Origin of the sequence: Mesorhizobium sp. LNJC391B00 (assembly GCF_000502535.1) — a bacterium.
Lineage (GTDB): Bacteria > Pseudomonadota > Alphaproteobacteria > Rhizobiales > Rhizobiaceae > Mesorhizobium.
Genome location: NZ_AYWI01000004.1, coordinates 191280 through 206378 on the forward strand (window position 1 = coordinate 191280; position 15099 = coordinate 206378).

At 63.2% G+C, this 15099-nt stretch carries 15 protein-coding genes and 1 pseudogene; 9 read left to right on the forward strand and 7 right to left on the reverse strand.

Translation table 11 applies throughout. The annotated features are described in order from the left end of the window. Positions 1-149: 149 nt before the first annotated feature. Complete coding sequence (locus tag X750_RS152900) at positions 150-782, reverse strand: LemA family protein (protein WP_023681434.1); 633 nt, start codon at positions 780-782, stop codon at positions 150-152. Positions 783-932: 150 nt separating this feature from the next. Between X750_RS152900 and X750_RS152895 the strand changes: the two genes are divergently transcribed. The 6 genes and pseudogenes from X750_RS152895 (at position 933) to X750_RS152875 (ending at position 6381) form a co-directional block, all read left to right on the forward strand. After that, the gene (locus X750_RS152895) at positions 933-1184 is read left to right on the forward strand and encodes a hypothetical protein (protein WP_023698736.1); all 252 of its coding nucleotides are present in this window, start codon (positions 933-935) and stop codon (positions 1182-1184) included. A 134-nt stretch (positions 1185-1318) separates the two neighbouring features. Continuing rightward, entirely contained in the window at positions 1319-2203 is an 885-nt protein-coding gene (gene pdxY, locus X750_RS152890) for a pyridoxal kinase PdxY (RefSeq protein WP_023668615.1), read from the forward strand. After that, the gene (locus X750_RS152885) at positions 2200-2964 is read left to right on the forward strand and encodes a DUF429 domain-containing protein (RefSeq protein ID WP_023681437.1); all 765 of its coding nucleotides are present in this window, start codon (positions 2200-2202) and stop codon (positions 2962-2964) included. The genes pdxY and X750_RS152885 overlap by 4 nt, the downstream gene beginning before the upstream one ends. 149 nt (positions 2965-3113) lie before the next feature. Next, positions 3114-3758 (forward strand): carbonic anhydrase, encoded by a 645-nt coding sequence (locus tag X750_RS152880; protein WP_023681438.1) that lies wholly within the window; start codon positions 3114-3116, stop codon positions 3756-3758. 67 nt (positions 3759-3825) lie between these two features. After that, positions 3826-4238 (forward strand): annotated as a pseudogene (locus X750_RS01000000162855) (nuclear transport factor 2 family protein). Between the two features lie 88 nt (positions 4239-4326). After that, the gene (locus tag X750_RS152875) at positions 4327-6381 is read left to right on the forward strand and encodes a M3 family metallopeptidase (RefSeq protein ID WP_023747342.1); all 2055 of its coding nucleotides are present in this window, start codon (positions 4327-4329) and stop codon (positions 6379-6381) included. Positions 6382-6540: 159 nt separating this feature from the next. Here X750_RS152875 and X750_RS152870 read toward each other — a convergent pair whose 3' ends face one another. From X750_RS152870 to X750_RS152855, 4 genes are all read right to left on the reverse strand, one after another. Further along, entirely contained in the window at positions 6541-8016 is a 1476-nt protein-coding gene (locus X750_RS152870; protein ID WP_023747343.1) for a M81 family metallopeptidase, read from the reverse strand. A gap of 25 nt (positions 8017-8041) precedes the next feature. Then, positions 8042-8866, reverse strand: a complete 825-nt coding sequence (locus X750_RS152865) for a carbohydrate ABC transporter permease (RefSeq protein WP_023747344.1) — start codon at positions 8864-8866, stop codon at positions 8042-8044. Continuing rightward, the gene (locus X750_RS152860; RefSeq protein ID WP_023747345.1) at positions 8863-9732 is read right to left on the reverse strand and encodes a sugar ABC transporter permease; all 870 of its coding nucleotides are present in this window, start codon (positions 9730-9732) and stop codon (positions 8863-8865) included. Before X750_RS152860 ends, X750_RS152865 begins: the two co-directional genes overlap by 4 nt. 426 nt (positions 9733-10158) lie before the next feature. Further along, positions 10159-11391 (reverse strand): sugar ABC transporter substrate-binding protein, encoded by a 1233-nt coding sequence (locus X750_RS152855; protein WP_023732932.1) that lies wholly within the window; start codon positions 11389-11391, stop codon positions 10159-10161. A 180-nt stretch (positions 11392-11571) separates the two neighbouring features. Between X750_RS152855 and X750_RS152850 the strand changes: the two genes are divergently transcribed. The 3 genes from X750_RS152850 to X750_RS152840 are packed head-to-tail and all read left to right on the forward strand — an operon-like array spanning position 11572 to position 14344. Next, positions 11572-12342, forward strand: a complete 771-nt coding sequence (locus tag X750_RS152850; protein ID WP_023704977.1) for an SDR family oxidoreductase — start codon at positions 11572-11574, stop codon at positions 12340-12342. Positions 12343-12344: 2 nt separating this feature from the next. Next, positions 12345-13412 carry a sn-glycerol-3-phosphate ABC transporter ATP-binding protein UgpC gene (ugpC, locus tag X750_RS152845; RefSeq protein WP_023732931.1) on the forward strand — a complete coding sequence of 356 codons (1068 nt, stop codon included), beginning with the start codon at positions 12345-12347 and terminating at the stop codon, positions 13410-13412. Between the two features lie 50 nt (positions 13413-13462). Then, on the forward strand, positions 13463-14344 hold the full coding sequence (locus tag X750_RS152840; RefSeq protein ID WP_023704979.1) for a MurR/RpiR family transcriptional regulator: 882 nt from the start codon (positions 13463-13465) through the stop codon (positions 14342-14344). A 3-nt stretch (positions 14345-14347) separates the two neighbouring features. Here the strand turns inward: X750_RS152840 and X750_RS152835 are convergent, their stop codons facing one another. Further along, entirely contained in the window at positions 14348-14671 is a 324-nt protein-coding gene (locus tag X750_RS152835; RefSeq protein WP_023704980.1) for a DUF167 family protein, read from the reverse strand. Continuing rightward, a complete protein-coding gene (locus tag X750_RS152830) occupies positions 14668-14970 on the reverse strand; it encodes a YggT family protein (RefSeq protein ID WP_023704981.1) in 303 nt (100 codons plus the stop codon). The genes X750_RS152835 and X750_RS152830 overlap by 4 nt, the downstream gene beginning before the upstream one ends. Positions 14971-15099 lie beyond the last annotated feature (129 nt).

Genomic DNA, 15099 nt, shown 5'->3' on the forward strand with positions numbered 1-15099 from the left:
GGGGGAGATTGGCAGCTTCCTCGTCGACCCATCCCTTCAAACGTTGGCGGACAGCCGATCTCCCCCCTTGCGGGGGAGATGTCCGGCAGGACAGAGGGGGGTGTGAAGGAACGCAAGGCTGGCAAAGGCCCAAGCTCACCCAGACGTCATCACCCGCCCTGCTTCGTGCCGAAATCGACCTTCGGCGGCTGCATCTTGTCTTCTTCGACGGTGAAGTTGGCGAAGGGCTCGTTGCTGCGGAACCAGAAGGTTGCCCATAGCACCGACGGAAAGGTCCTTAGCGTCAGATTGTAATCCTTGACCGCCAGGATGTAGTCGCGCCGCGCCACGGCGATACGGTTCTCGGTGCCTTCGAGCTGCGCCTGCAGCGCCAGGAAATTCTGGTTGGCCTTGAGGTCGGGATAGGCCTCCGACACCGCGATCAGCCGCGACAGCGCGCTGGTCAGCCCTGATTGCGCATCCTGGAACTTCTTGAGCGCTTCGGGGTCCTTCAGCGTTTCCGGCGTCACCGTGATCTGCGTTGCCTTGGCGCGCGCCTCGACCACCGCATCGAGCGTGTCCTTTTCATGCGAGGCATAGCCCTTCACCGTCTCGACCAAATTGGGAATGAGGTCGGACCGACGCTGATACTGGTTCAGCACCTCGCTCCATGCCGCCTTGGCGTTTTCCTCCGCCGTCGGGATGGTGTTGAAGCCGCAGCCGGCGAGCAGAGGCAGCACGACGGCCATCATCAGCACGGCCGGCAGACTGCGGAAAGGGAAGGCAAGGCGCTGGGCAAACATGGTGAGGTCCCTCGACAGAAGTTGCATGCGAAGCATTAGCACAATCCGCGCTCAAGAAAATGTCTGCCGCTGGCGCGCATTCATGCGCCGGCGAGGCCCTGTGATTGATCGCGCGAACACGGTATGGTTGCCGGCAAACAGGACAGGACCATGGCGGAAGGCCGCGACGATGACAGCGAATCGCGCCGCATTATCGAGCGCGTGGCGAACGAGGGCGGCCTTGGCGGCGCATCGCTGGTGTCACGGGCAGCGAAAGGCGCGCGCGATCATGTTACCGCAGCGGAGGCCGACCGATCCGATCCGATCGAGGTCTGGGGCACCCGCATCGGTCGCGCACTTGGGCTCATCGTCGCCCTCGGCCTTTTGATCTGGCTCGTGTACTACGTCTCCCGGGGCAGCTAGAGCATGATCCTGAAAAGTGGGAACCGGTTTTCTCGGACAAGCGGGAACCGTTTTGTCCGGAGATCATGCTCCAACCAAAGAGATAGATCAGGATGACGATTCAACGAAAAATTATCCGTATCTAGGATTTTTCCATGAACAGCGAAAAAGCCGACGCGCCGCGCGCGGTCATCGTCATTTCCAGCCATGTCGCCCGCGGCTCGGTCGGTAACCGCGCCGCCGTGTTTGCGCTGGAGACGCTGGGCTTTCCGGTGTGGGCGGTACCGACGGTCATCCTGCCCTGGCATCCGGGCCATGGCCGCGCCACGCGCATCGTGCCGCCGCTCGACCAGTTCAAGGCGCTGATGGCCGATCTCGAGCGCGCGCCCTGGCTGGGCGAGGTGGGCGCGGTGCTGTCGGGCTATCTCGGCGAGGCCGGCCAGGCCGAGGCCGTCGCCTCGCTGGTTGCGGCGGTCAAGGCCAAGACGCCGGACGCGATCTATATATGCGATCCGGTGATGGGCGATTCCGGCGGGCTCTATGTGCCCGAGCCGACGGCCGCCGCGATGCGCGACCGGCTGATGCCGATCGCCGACATCGCCACCCCCAACCGCTATGAGCTGGAGTGGATGGCCGGCGCGCCTTTGCCCGATCTGAAATCGGTGATCTCGGCCGCCCTCCATGCCGGACCGTCAACAATGCTGGTGACGTCGGCACAGTCGATGATGACCGGCGGCACCGGCAATCTGCTGCTTGACGGCACCCAGGCGCTGCTGGCCGAACACCGCCTCATCGACAAGCCGCCGAATGGCCTCGGCGACCTGACTGCGGCCGTCTACCTCGCCCGCATCCTGTCGGGGCAGCCGCCGATCAAGGCGCTGCAATCGACCACCGCCGCCGTCTACGAAATCCTGGCGCGAACCGCCAAGCGTGGCGGCGACGAGTTGCAGCTTGAAACCGATGCCCAGAGCCTGTCGCATCCGATGGCGATGGTGCAGCTGCGCCACCTCACCCATCCGGGGCGGGACCGCCGGGCGTGACCTCGACCGTGGTCGTCGGCGTAGACGGCTGCAAGGCCGGCTGGATCGCCGTCCGCCGCGATCTGGATGCCGCGCCGTCAGTCCGCGTCTTTCCCAGCTTTGCGGCCCTGCTCGACGCCTTGCCCGCCGATGCGACAGTGGCCGTCGACATGCCGATCGGCCTGCCGGACGTCTCGCAAAGAGGCGGGCGCGGGCCGGAGACCTTGGTACGGCCAATGCTCGGAGCACGGCAATCCAGCGTCTTCTCTATCCCGTCCCGCGCGGCCCTCTACGCCGACATCAGCGACTTCACCACGGTCGAGGCTTGGTATGAGGCGCATCGGCGCGCCAGCGAGGTGGCCAAGGCGACCTCCGATCCGCCACGCGGCGTCTCGATCCAAGCCTTCGGCATCTTTGCCAAGATCCGCGAGATCGACGCGCTGCTGATTATGCGTCCGGAACTGCGCCGCCGCGTCTTCGAATCGCACCCCGAAGTGGCCTTCTGCCGGCTGAACGGCGAAAAACCGATGACGCTGCCGAAGAAGATCAAGGGCGCAGTCAATCCTGCCGGGATGGAAGAGCGCAAGGCACTGCTCTGCCGGCACGGCTATACCAGAGCTTTCCTCGACCAGCCGCCGCAACGCGGTGCTGCCGCCGACGATTTCCTCGACGCCGCAGCGATGATGCTGATTGCCGGACGCATTGCCGGCGGCGAGGCAAAGCCGTTTCCCGACCCGCCGCTTGCCGACCGTTTGGGCATTCCCCTGGCGATCTGGGCGTGAGGCAAGCGGCGAGCCATGCGTGCGGCATGGCGATTTGCGACGAAGCCATCCGCAATTCGGCATTGCCCGCGACGGGCATTTGCCGTTAGAGCCTTTCTAACTTGAAATGAGCTGCCGTCGCTAACCCCGAAAGGCTTCATCCCTAGCCCATGCCCCATCTCCCCGAACATCTTTGGACCGGCTACCGCAACTTCATGAATGGCCGCTATCTCACCGAGAGCGGACGCTATCGCGAGCTCGCCCGCGAAGGGCAGGCGCCCGAAACCATGATCGTTGCCTGCTGCGATTCCCGCTCTGCCCCCGAGGCGATCTTCGACGCCGGTCCGGGCGAACTGTTCGTCCTGCGCAATGTCGGCAATCTGGTGCCGCCCTATGCGCCGGACGGCGAGTTCCACTCGACCTCGGCCGCGCTCGAATTCGCCGTGCAGAGCCTGAAGGTGAAAAACATCGTAGTGATGGGCCATGGCCGCTGCGGCGGCATCCGCGCCGCGCTCGACACCAATTCGGCGCCGCTGTCGCCCGGCGACTTCATCGGCAAATGGATGAGCCTGATCGCGCCGGCGGCCGAAACCGTTTCGTCCAGCACGTTCATGACGGCAACCGAACGGCAGACGGCGCTGGAGCGGATTTCCATCCGCTATTCGATCGCCAATCTCAGGACCTTCCCTTGCGTCTCCATCCTCGAAGGCAAGGGGCGGCTGTCGCTGCATGGCGCCTGGTTCGACATCTCGACCGGCGAGCTCTGGGTGATGAACAAGGACACCGGCGACTTCGAGCGGCCGGATTTGACGTAGACCCATGATCCCGAAAAGTGGGAACCGGTTTTCGGATAAGGGCATGGTCAAATAAGAGGAGGCAAGAATGCGGGTTTGGCCTGCGATCGCTTTCGCCGTAGCGGCGCTGCTGATTTCGCTCGTCCCTGCCGCTCCGATGACGGCGCCATTATCGACCGCTGGTATTCGGCGCTGCTGGTCGCCGATCGCACCGAATTGTCGGACCTGCTCGCCGACGATGTCCGCATCAAGCTCGACGATCTCGGCGTCGTACAGTCGAAGCAGGAGTTCATCGCGTCGATCGACGAATGGAAGGGCGCGGTCGCCGGCGCCGCAATCCGGCATCGCGTCGAAAAGAGCGAGGCCGGCGTCACCACGGTCATCGCCTGCTATGATTTCCCCAACAATGACATGCTGATGCAGGAAACGTTCGCCGTCACCGGCAACCGCATCACCGCCAGTTCGCAAGCGGCGATCGCGGAAAATTGCGACGGCTTCTGACGCGGGCTTGAACGGCCGCGCTGTTGCGCCGCGCCAGTCATCGCCCTACATCGGTCAGCAAGCTCCGCCAATCACCGAAAGATCCCCCATGCCGTCCACGAAAACCGTCGATCTCGCCGCCCATCCGCTGACCAAATGGCAAGGGCCGCTCGGCCTGCCGGATTTTGCCAGCATCGGCGACGACGATTTCTCCTCGGTGTTCGACGCGGCGCTGAAGGCACATGAGGCCGAAATCGATGCGATCGCCGGCAACAAGGATGCGCCGACCATCGAGAATACGCTGGCAGCCCTCGAGCTCGCCGGTGAGCCGCTCGACCATGTCTCGTCGATCTTCTGGTGCCGGGCCGGCGCCCACACCAACGATGCGATCCAGGCGCTGGAGCGTGAGATCTCGCCGAAGATGTCGCGGCATTTCTCGGCGATCTCGATGAACGAGAAACTGTTTGCCCGCATCGACGACCTCTACCAGCGCCGGGAGACGCTAAAACTCGACGTCGAGACGCTGCGGGTGCTGGAGAAGACCTGGAAAGGCTTTGTGCGATCGGGCGCAAAACTCGACGCCGACGGCAAGAAGCGGCTGGCCAACATCAGCGAGGAGTTGTCCTCGCTCGGCACCACTTTCGGCCAGAACGTGCTGGCCGACGAGCGCGACTGGGCGCTGTTCCTCGACGAGGCTGATCTTGCCGGCCTTCCGGACTTCGTGAAGAGTTCGATGGCCGAAGCCGCCGAGACGCGCGGCCAGAAGGGCCGCTACGCCGTCACTTTGTCGCGCTCAATCTATGAGCCGTTCACGACCTTTTCTGAACGCCGCGATCTGCGCGAGACCGCTTTCCGCGCCTTCACCATGCGCGGCCAGAACGGCGGCGCCAGCGACAACACCGCAGTGGTGCGCGACATGCTGAAACTGCGCGCCGAAAAGGCCAGGCTGCTCGGCTATGCCTCGTTCGCCGCGCTGAAGCTCGACGACACCATGGCCAAGACGCCGAAGGCGGTGCACGACCTCCTCGACCCGGTCTGGGAGAAAGCGCTGGAGAAGGCCGCCGCCGACCAGAAGGAGCTGGAGCGGCTGGCGACCAAGGCCGGCAGCAACGAAAAATTCGCCGCCTGGGACTGGCGCTTCTACCAGGAGAAATTGCGCGCCGAAAAATTCGACTTCGACGAGGCGGAACTGAAACCCTATCTGCAACTCGACCGGGTCATCGACGCCTGCTTCGACGTCGCCACAAAACTGTTCGGCATCACTTTCGAGGAGAAGAAGGGCATCGCCGCCTGGCATCCCGACGCGCGCGTCTTTGTGGTGAAGAACGCCGATGGCAGCGAGCGCGGCCTGTTCCTCGCCGACTATTTCGCCCGATCCTCGAAGCGTTCTGGCGCCTGGATGAGCGCGCTGAAGTCTGGCTACAAGCTTGGGGATGGCTCCAAGCCGGTGATCTACAACATCATGAACTTCGCTAAGCCGCCGGCGGGGGAAGCGGCGCTGCTGTCGGTCGATGAGGCCAAGACCCTGTTCCACGAGTTCGGCCATGCTTTGCACGGCATGCTGACCGACGTCACCTGGCCGTCGGTGGCGGGCACGTCGGTTTCCCGCGATTTCGTCGAACTGCCTTCGCAGCTCTACGAGCACTGGCTGACGGTGCCCGCAGTGCTGGAAAAGCATGCGCTGCATGTTAAGACCGGCAAGCCGATGCCGAAGTCGCTGCTCGACAAGATGCTGGCCGCCCGCACGTTCGGCGCCGGCTTCGCCACGGTCGAGTTCACAGCGTCGGCGCTCATCGACATGGCCTATCACGCGCGGCCGGATGCGCCGGCCGAGCCGCTTCAGTTCGAAGCCGAAACGCTGGAAAAGCTTGATATGCCCGACACCATCGCCATGCGTCATCGCACCCCCCATTTCGGCCATATCTTCTCCGGCGACGGTTATTCAGCCGGCTACTATTCCTACATGTGGTCGGAAGTGCTCGACGCCGACGCCTTCGCAGCCTTCGAGGAAACCGGCGATCCCTTCAACCCGGCGCTGGCGGAACGGCTGCGGAAGAATATCTATGCCGCCGGCGGTTCGAAGGATCCGGAGGAGCTGTACACGGCGTTCCGCGGCAAGATGCCTTCGCCTGAGGCGATGATGGTGAAGCGGGGATTGGTGTAGCGCCGGCTTATCTCCCCCCTCGAGGAGGAGATGGCCGCAAAGCGGCCAGAGGGGGTCGGCCCGACTGGGCTCGACCCGCTGCCGCAGATGAAGGTCGGCGCTTCACGCGAGCGACCCCCTCTGTCGCCTTCGGCGACATCTCCCCCTCAAGTGGGGAGATCAATAGCGCCAAGGATCCGCCACCCTTGGCCAAACCGGCCGCGTCAGCTTCTTGTAATCCGTCACCGCCGGATTGCTCGGATACGAGCTCGGCGCCGAGACATAGATGATCTCCGCCGCGATCGGTTCGAAGCCGGCGTAGAAATGGTTGGTCGACTTGATCAGCAATATGTCCTTCGACAACGGATCGATGCCAATGTTCGAGAAAATATCCGGCTCGAAGGTCTGCGTGCGGTTGGTGTTGAGGATGATGTCGATTTCGGTGCCTTCGATGCGCACCAGCGCCGTCGGCCCGAGCGTCACCCGGCTTGGCCCGAAGCTCTGCCAGCCCTCGGGGACGGCTTTCAACACCTTGACGCGCGCATCGATCGGTTCGCCGGCCAGCGGCCCGGCCTTGCCGCCGAAGCGCAGGTCGATGACGGCGCCTTCGCCTGCCGCCTGGCAAAAGGTGACAGCGATCGGGTCCCAGATCGTCGCCACGCCAAAATTGTCCACGCCCTGTTCCAGCATGGCGCGCAGCACAACGGTACCGTCGCCGGCGACGCCACCGCCGGGATTGTCCCAGATGTCGGCAATCACAACCGGCTTGCCGGGATTTTCCTTGCGCACGGCCAGTGCCCGCGCGATGCCGTCCTCGGTGTTCAGCATCGTCATCGCCGTCCTTTCGCGGATGGCGTAAAGCTCGTGCCCTAGCCTCTCCGCCAGCGCATCGCCCTTGGCCTTGTCATTGTCAGTGACGACCAGGATGCGCGTGCCCATTTCCGGCACGTCCGCGGCCATGAAGCCATGGATGACCGAGACCGACAGCACGCCGTCCTTGCCGTGCAGCGCCTTGATGCGGTCGACGAAGGAGCGCATCGGCTCGCGGCTGGTCGGCAGGACCTGGATCATGCGGCAGTCGAAGGTCGAGATCACCGGCTTGATCTCGTCGCGCGCCGCCGCCAATCCAAGCTCGACGACATGTTCGCCGCGCTCATAGAAGTCGGTGTGCGGGAATTCGAGGAAGTAGGCCATGACATTGCATGCCGCAACGCGCTTTGGCGTCAGGTGGCTGTGCGGGTCGAGCTCCACCGCGATCACCACATCCGGCCCAACCGTGGCGCGAACCCGTTCAAGCAGATCGCCCTCGCAATCGTCATAGCCTTGCGCCACCATCGCGCCATGCAGGCCGAGGATGACGGCGTCGACCGGCAAAGCTGCCTTCAACTGGCCGAGAATCTCGTCGCGCAACGCCTCATAGGTCTGCCGCTGCACCAGCCCGCCCGGCTCCGCCCAGGTGGCGGTGCCTTCGACGACGGTCAGCCCTTCGGCAGCCGCACGCCGGCGCAGCGCGACCATCGGCGAGGAGCACAAGGTCGGCGTGTCTGGATGCTTGCCCGGCCCGGCATAGAACGCCATCTCGAACGACGCCCGGTCGGTCGGCACCGGCGAGAAGGTGTTGGTTTCGGTCGCCAGTGAGGCGGTGAAGATGCGCATGAAAACTCCGTTGTGAATGGCGCCGTTATTTGACCGCCCCGAGCGCCAGCCCCCGAACGAGATAGCGCTGCAGCCAGATGAACAGAATCGCCACCGGGAGCGTCGCCAGCAGCGTCGCCGCCATCACATGGTGCCATTCGATCGTGTAGCGGCCGGCGACCAGCGAGAACACCTGGATCGGTAGCGTGTAACTTTCCTGGCTGCGCAGCATTGTGAGCGCGACGACGAACTCATTCCATGCGTTGATGAAGGTGAAGATGGCGGTAACCGCGATTGCCGGCAGGCAAAGCGGCAGAAACACTTTTCGCAAGGTCAGCCATCGGCCGGCGCCTTCCATCCACGCTGCTTCCTCGAGATCGCGCGGGATGGTGTCGAAATAACTCTGCAGCATCCACACGGTGAAGGCGACGTTGAAAGCCATGTAGATGACGCCGAGCGCGGTCGTGGATTCGATCAGACCCCAGGCCGCCATCAGCCGGAACAGGCCGAGCACCAGCACGATCGGCGAGATCATCTGCGAGATCAGCAGGAACTGGCGGAAGGCCCCGTAGCCGGCAAAGCGAAACCGCGACATGGCGTAGGCAGCCGGCACCGAGATCAGGATAGCGCCGACGGTGGCGATGACCGAGACATAGAGCGAATTGGCCAACGCCTGGCCGAATCCCGTCGCCACCCACATGTCAGCAAAATTCGACCAGCGAAACTCGCTTGGCCACCAGGTCGGCGACAGCACCTCCTGCCGCGGCTTGACCGCGGTCAAAAACATCACCGCGAAGGGGAAGATCGTCGCCACGAGCAGCGGCGAAAGCAGCAGCCAGGCAATGATCGTGCGCTTCAGCTTGGGCCTCATGCGCGTTGCTCCCGCATGGCGAGGCGCACATAGATCATGGTGAAGGTCAAAAGGATGGCGAACATCAGCAGCGACACCGCCGATGCTTCCCCCAGTTTGCCGATGCGGAAGGCCAGTTTGTAGAGGTGGGTGACCAATATGTCGGTCGAGTTGGCCGGCCCGCCCTGCGTCATCACCCAGATGATCGGGAAGGAATTGAAGACGTAGATGGTGTTGAGGACGATGGCGATGTTGATGAACGGCTTCAGCAGCGGAAAGGTGATCTCGCGGAACTGCTGCATCGGCGTCGCCCCTTCCAGGGCGGCCGCCTCGTATAGGTCGTCCGGGATTGATGACAGGCCGCCGAGGAAGATCGTGGTGGTGAACGGCACCGTCACCAATATGCCGATCAGCACCTGCATCGGAAAGGCGGTCTCGGCGCGCGCCAGCCACTGGATGTTCTCATGGATCAGACCAAGCCCCATCAGTGCCGAGTTCAGCATGCCGCTTTCGCCGTTGAGCGCCCAGCGCCAGACCACCGCCGTCATCGTCAGCGACACCGCCCAGGGCAGCATGATGATGACGCGGGCAATGCCGCGGCCGTAGAAATCGGTATTGAGGATCATCGCCACGGGGACGGACAACAGCAGCGCGCCGCCGACCACCAGCACGGTCCACAGGCCGGTGCGCCAGAGTGCCGCCAGGAAATCGGGATCGGCGAGGAAGGCGGAATAATTGGCGAAATCGTTGAAGTCCCGCAGCTGCCCAAAACGGCTGACATCATGCGTCGATATCTGGATCAGGTCCCAGACCGGCCAGAAGATGACGACTGCGGCTAGAAACAGGCTGGGCAAGGTCAATAAATAGGGCAGGTAACGATTTTGCATCGGCCGGATTCGTACCGTGTTGGACATAAGTGGCGCTGGCGCGCCAGCTCGGATCAATCTCGCATATCGGTCTAAGGCAGCGCTTCAGGGTTTGAATCTCCTGCGGACGTTTGCGCTGCCCCTCACCTGCCTGCCCATCCTCCGCAGCGGTTGCGGAAGGGAGCCCTTCCTCTCCCCCGTTGATCGGGGGAGAGGTGTCGAGCGAAGCTCGACGGAGTGGGGGTCGACGGAGTGGATGTCGACCCTTGGGGCGCAAGGCGAGGTGATGTTTGCCCCTATTGCCCTTCCTATGTCCGTTCGCGGCGGTTGCCAGGTGGTTCCCCCACTCGTCTCGGCTTCGCCGAGCCACCTCTCCCCCCTCCGGAGGGAGAGGAAAGTGTGGCGCGCCCCGATCTCAGGGGCGCGCCGGGCGCAGGGAGATACGCCCTATTTCTTGATCACGGCGTTGGCCTTGGCAGCCGCTTCCTTCAAGCCTGCCTCGGGGTCGCCGCCGAGATAGATCTTCTGCATGGCATCCGAGGTGATCTGGGCGACTTCTTCCCAGCCGGGGATGACCGGCGCAAAGCGGGCGTCGGGCAGCAGCGCGGTGAACGCTGCCAGATCGGCATTGTTGACGTAATAGTCCATCTTGGCCTCTTCCTTGTTCACCGGCAGGAAGCCTTCCCCTTGCGTGAACTTGGCGCGCTGTTCGGTGGTGAACAGGAAGTCGAGCAGCTTCCAGGCCTCATCCTTGTTCTTGGAATTCTTGAACATGATGATGGAATCGGTGACGCCGTACGTGCCGCGCGCGCCGGTCGGTCCGGCGGGGATAGCGGCCACGCCGTATTTCAGGTTCGGCGCCTCGTCCTTGATCTGGTTGGACAGGAAGGGCGCGGTGATCATCATGCCGACCTTGCCCTGCTTGAACAGGTTCTGGACGTCCTCGCGGTTGTTGGAGGTGACGCCGGGTTCCGTCAGGCCTTCGTCGATCATCGACTTGTAGAGCTTGGCGGCTTCGAGCGCGCCCGGCGTGCCGAGGCCCGACGTGCCATCCTTGTTGAGAATCTCGGTGCCTTGCGACCACATCGCATAGTAGTAATAGACGTCGGTCTCGATCTCCTTGCCCTGCAGGCCGAAGCCGAACGTGCCGGTGCCCAGCGCCTTGATCTTGCGCGCATCCTCCTGCAACTCGGTCCAGGTTGCCGGCGGGTTGGCGATTCCGGCCTTCTCGAACAATTCCTTGTTGTAGTACATGGCGCGCGCCGAAGCCGCGATCGGCAGGCCATAGGTCTTGCCCTCCATGATCGACGGCGACAGGAAGGTGTCGATGAAGCGGTCCTTGAAGTCTGGCTTGATGTAGGCGTCGAGCGGCTCGGCGACATCCTGCTGGACGAAATCGATCAGCCAGCGGGTGCCGATGATCGACAGGTCGGCATTGGTGCCGGCGGTGATGTCGGTGGTCAGCTTCTGTAGCAGCACGTCCCACGGCACAACTTCGAACTTGACGGTGATACCCGGGTTGGCTGCCTCGAATTCCTTTTTCACCGCTTCGAAATACGGGCCGGTCTTGGCGCTGTATTCGGCGACGGTTACGCGCACCTCGCCGGCATCTGCTTGGGATGCCAGGGCGAGCAGGCTCATTCCGGCCATCAGGCCGACAGTCCATTTTGCAAGCTTCATTCGATCTCTCCCATTTGATTGGCGCCTGCGCTCTTGCGGCTTTCAGGCGGCCAAGGCTTTATGTGACTTTCCTACATTATCCCTCATTTCACGCCGTGCAAGCGGATTTATCATGTTGCTTAATTACATTTCCTAAAATAGCGTTTTCCGACTATCGTGGATCCCAGGGAGGCGCGCAGGGTGGTTTCAACGGCCGAATTCGCGGGCAAGACCGTGCTGGTGACCGGCGCCGGCGGCGGGCTCGGCTCGGCTATTGTGGCGCTGCTGGCCGAACGAGGCGCGCGGGTCGTCGGCTGCGACCAGTCGCAAGATGCGTTGCGCAGCCCACACCTGGCGTCGCGTCACGCCTTCGACCTCCTCGACCGGGCTTCCATCGAGGCGGCGATACCAGCGATCCTTGAGAAAGATGGCGTTCCCGACATGCTGATCAACAATGCCGGCTGGACGCGCGCAGAGACGCTTGCCGCATTGACACCCGATAAGATTGAGCACGAGCTCGACCTCAATCTGACCGGGGTGATGCTGTTCGCCGATCCACTGATCAAGGCGATGGCCGCGCGCGGTTCGGGCAGCGTCGTCTTCATCTCTTCCGTCAACGCCATCGCCCACTTCGGCAACCCGGCCTATGCCGCAGCCAAGGCCGGCATCAATGCCTATGCCAAAGCGATCGCTGTGGAACTCGGCCGCAACGGGCTGCGCGCCAATGTCGTCTGCCCCGGCTCGATCCGCACCGCCGCATGGGACCATCGGCTGGCCAAGAACCCGGATGTTCTCGGCAAGCTCAAGCGGCTCTATCCGCTCGGCCGCATCGTCGACGCCACGGAAGTGGCCGAAGCGGTGGCCTTCCTTGTTTCGGATCGCGCATCGGGGATAACCGGCGCGGTGGTGCCGGTCGACGCCGGACTGACCGCCGGCTTCCTGCCCTTCATCGACGACATATTGGGAGCCTGACCATGACCGATGTCGAGTTCCGCGACCTGTCGAAATCCTTCGGACGCCACAAGATCCTCGAAAACATCAGCCTCGACATCAAGAGCGGCGAGTTCGTCGTGCTGGTCGGCCCTTCCGGCTGCGGCAAGTCGACCTTGCTGCGCATGCTGGCCGGGCTGGAGCCGATCACCGCAGGCGACCTCTTGATCGGCGGCGTGCGCGCCAACGATTTGCCGCCACAGCAGCGTAACATCGCGATGGTCTTCCAGTCCTATGCGCTGTTTCCGCACCTGAAAGCGGCCGACAATATCGGCTTTGGCCCAAAGATCCGCGGCGAAAGCCGCACGGCAATCGACGCCAAGGTGAAAAAGGCCTCTGGCGTCCTCAACCTGTTCTCCTATCTCGACCGCTATCCCCGGGAACTGTCGGGCGGCCAGCGCCAGCGCGTCGCAATGGGCCGCGCCATCGTGCGCGAACCCTCGGTGTTCCTGTTCGACGAGCCGCTCAGCAATCTCGACGCGCAATTGCGCGTGCAGATGCGCACCGAGATCAAGGCGCTGCACCAGCGGCTGAAATCGACCATCGTCTATGTCACCCACGACCAGATCGAGGCCATGACCATGGCCGACCGCATCGTGGTGATGGACCGCGGCAAGATCCAGCAGGTCGGCGCACCGCTGGAGCTCTACGACCGTCCCGCCAACAAATTCGTCGCCTCCTTCATCGGCTCGCCGTCGATGAGTTTTGTCTCCGGCGCCCTGAAGACGACGCCCGATAAAAGCTGGTTCGAATCGGCCGGCGGAGGGCGACTGGCGCTCGGCAGCAAGACGGTGCCGGCTGGCAGCACGGTCGAGGCCGGCATACGGCCCGAACACTTCGTCATCGGCGAGGCTGTCGACGCGATGGCGATCAAGGTCGATGTCGTCGAGCCGACCGGCTCGGAAACCCATGTCTATGGCGCCATCGGCGCTGACACGGTGCGCGCCGTGTTCCGCGATCGGATACAGGTCAAGCCGGGTGAAATGCTGCCGGTCTCGGTCGCGCCTGCAAACATCCATCTGTTCGACACGGCGACAGGCCTGCCGCTATGAGAGCGCCGGCATGAAAACGAAAACACCACGATGAAGACGACAACCCAGAAATGAAAACGCCGGCCGACATCATCACGCGCCTGCAGCTGATGTCGCAGGACGGCACCAAATCGGACCGCCGCCTGGCCGGCCTCGTGCTGACCGATCTCGACTTCGCCTCCAAGGCGGCAATCTCGGAAATTGCCGCGCGCGTCGGCGTCAGCGAGCCGACGGTCACCCGTTTCTGCCGCAATCTCGGCTGCGAGGGTCTGCGCGATTTCAAATTCTACCTGGCGCAGGCGATCGCCATTGGCGGCCAGTATCTATCGCCCGAACCGCTGAACCGCGACGCGCGCGAGCAGCGCATTGCGTCGGCCATCACCGAAGCGGCAATCGCCGCAATCCAGCGCGCCAGCGAAAACCTCGACATGAAGACGCTGGTGGGCGTGGCCGCGCGCATCGTCAGTTCGGGCAATGTGCTGTGCATCGGCTCCGGCGGCATTTCCTCGATGATGGCGACCGAGATGCAGAACCGGCTGTTTCGGCTGGGCGTGCCGGTGCTGGCGCAGATCGACGGGCAATTGCAGCGCATGTATGCCGCGGTCGCTACGTCGGAGACGACGTTGATCGCGTTCTCGGTGTCCGGCTATGCGCGATCGGTCATCGACGCCGTGCAGGTGGCCCAGCAATATGGCGCCACCACCATCGCCGTAACCCCGCCGGAATCAGCGCTCGCCAAGGCCGCCGATACCGTCATCCAGTTCCAGTCGCTGGAGGACGGCAACATCTACAAGCCGACCTCGTCGCGCTATGCTCTGCTGTCGATCATCGACATGATCGTCACCTCCGTGGCCGAGACGCGCGGACCCAGGGTTCTCGAAAACCTGCGCCGCATCAAGCAGAGCGTGAACACGCTGAAGGTCGACGATCCAAAGTTGCCGCTGGGGGATTGAGGACTAACGGCCGAGCGCTTTGATGCTCGTCACCAGCGCCGCCGGATCGCCATTCACGCGTAGCGTCTTCAAGCGAGCGGTAGCGCCAGCAACGACCGACACCGCCGATGCGGGAACTCCCAGCGCCTTGGCGACAAGTCTTTGCAATGCTTGATTGGCGGCGCCATTCTCCGGCACGGCGCGCACGCGGGCTTTTAGGTGGCAGCGCCCGTCGGCCGCCGTCTCCGCGCCTTCGAGCCTGTCCACCGCTGCCTTGGGCGTCAGCCGCACGAACAGGTCGATGCCGTCCTCGCGCAGACGGTACGGCAAGCTGGTGGCAGAGGTCACATCGGCCCGATGCCGAACATCGGCTGAACGGTGTAGTTCAAGAACATGCTGATAAATGTCAGCGCCAAAAGCAGAATGATTGGTGAAATGTCTACACCGCCGAGGTCGGGCAGAAGGCGGCGAATCGGTCGCAAAGCCGGCTCGGTCAGTCGATAGAGCGTGGTACCGATGGAGTTGACGAGCTGATTGCGTGAATTGACGACGTTGAAGGCGTAAAGCCACGAGAAGATGGCCGCGCCGATTATGATCCACCAATAGATACTTAGTGCGGCATGCAGCGTGTAAAAGACGGCGACCATCAGTAGCTCCTTGCGAACGCACGACATGTAGCCACTGCATCCGGAACCGGCAAGACCCGCTTTCCCAAGTGCGCCATGCCGCTATCTTGGTGAGCCGTTTCGTCTTGACAGGAAACCGCAGCCTTCGAT

Bases quoted from the DNA above. Each gene is read 5' to 3' on its own strand.
- X750_RS152895 (WP_023698736.1), top strand. From the start codon at position 933: ATGGCGGAAGGCCGCGACGATGACAGCGAATCGCGCCGCATTATCGAG.
- X750_RS152900 (WP_023681434.1), bottom strand. From the start codon at position 782: ATGTTTGCCCAGCGCCTTGCCTTCCCTTTCCGCAGTCTGCCGGCCGTG.
- X750_RS152830 (WP_023704981.1), bottom strand. From the start codon at position 14,970: ATGGTCGCCGTCTTTTACACGCTGCATGCCGCACTAAGTATCTATTGG.
- X750_RS152875 (WP_023747342.1), top strand. From the start codon at position 4,327: ATGCCGTCCACGAAAACCGTCGATCTCGCCGCCCATCCGCTGACCAAA.
- X750_RS152855 (WP_023732932.1), bottom strand. From the start codon at position 11,391: ATGAAGCTTGCAAAATGGACTGTCGGCCTGATGGCCGGAATGAGCCTG.
- ugpC (WP_023732931.1), top strand. From the start codon at position 12,345: ATGACCGATGTCGAGTTCCGCGACCTGTCGAAATCCTTCGGACGCCAC.
- pdxY (WP_023668615.1), top strand. From the start codon at position 1,319: ATGAACAGCGAAAAAGCCGACGCGCCGCGCGCGGTCATCGTCATTTCC.
- X750_RS152860 (WP_023747345.1), bottom strand. From the start codon at position 9,732: ATGCAAAATCGTTACCTGCCCTATTTATTGACCTTGCCCAGCCTGTTT.
- X750_RS152865 (WP_023747344.1), bottom strand. From the start codon at position 8,866: ATGAGGCCCAAGCTGAAGCGCACGATCATTGCCTGGCTGCTGCTTTCG.
- X750_RS152840 (WP_023704979.1), top strand. From the start codon at position 13,463: ATGAAAACGCCGGCCGACATCATCACGCGCCTGCAGCTGATGTCGCAG.
- X750_RS152880 (WP_023681438.1), top strand. From the start codon at position 3,114: ATGCCCCATCTCCCCGAACATCTTTGGACCGGCTACCGCAACTTCATG.
- X750_RS152870 (WP_023747343.1), bottom strand. From the start codon at position 8,016: ATGCGCATCTTCACCGCCTCACTGGCGACCGAAACCAACACCTTCTCG.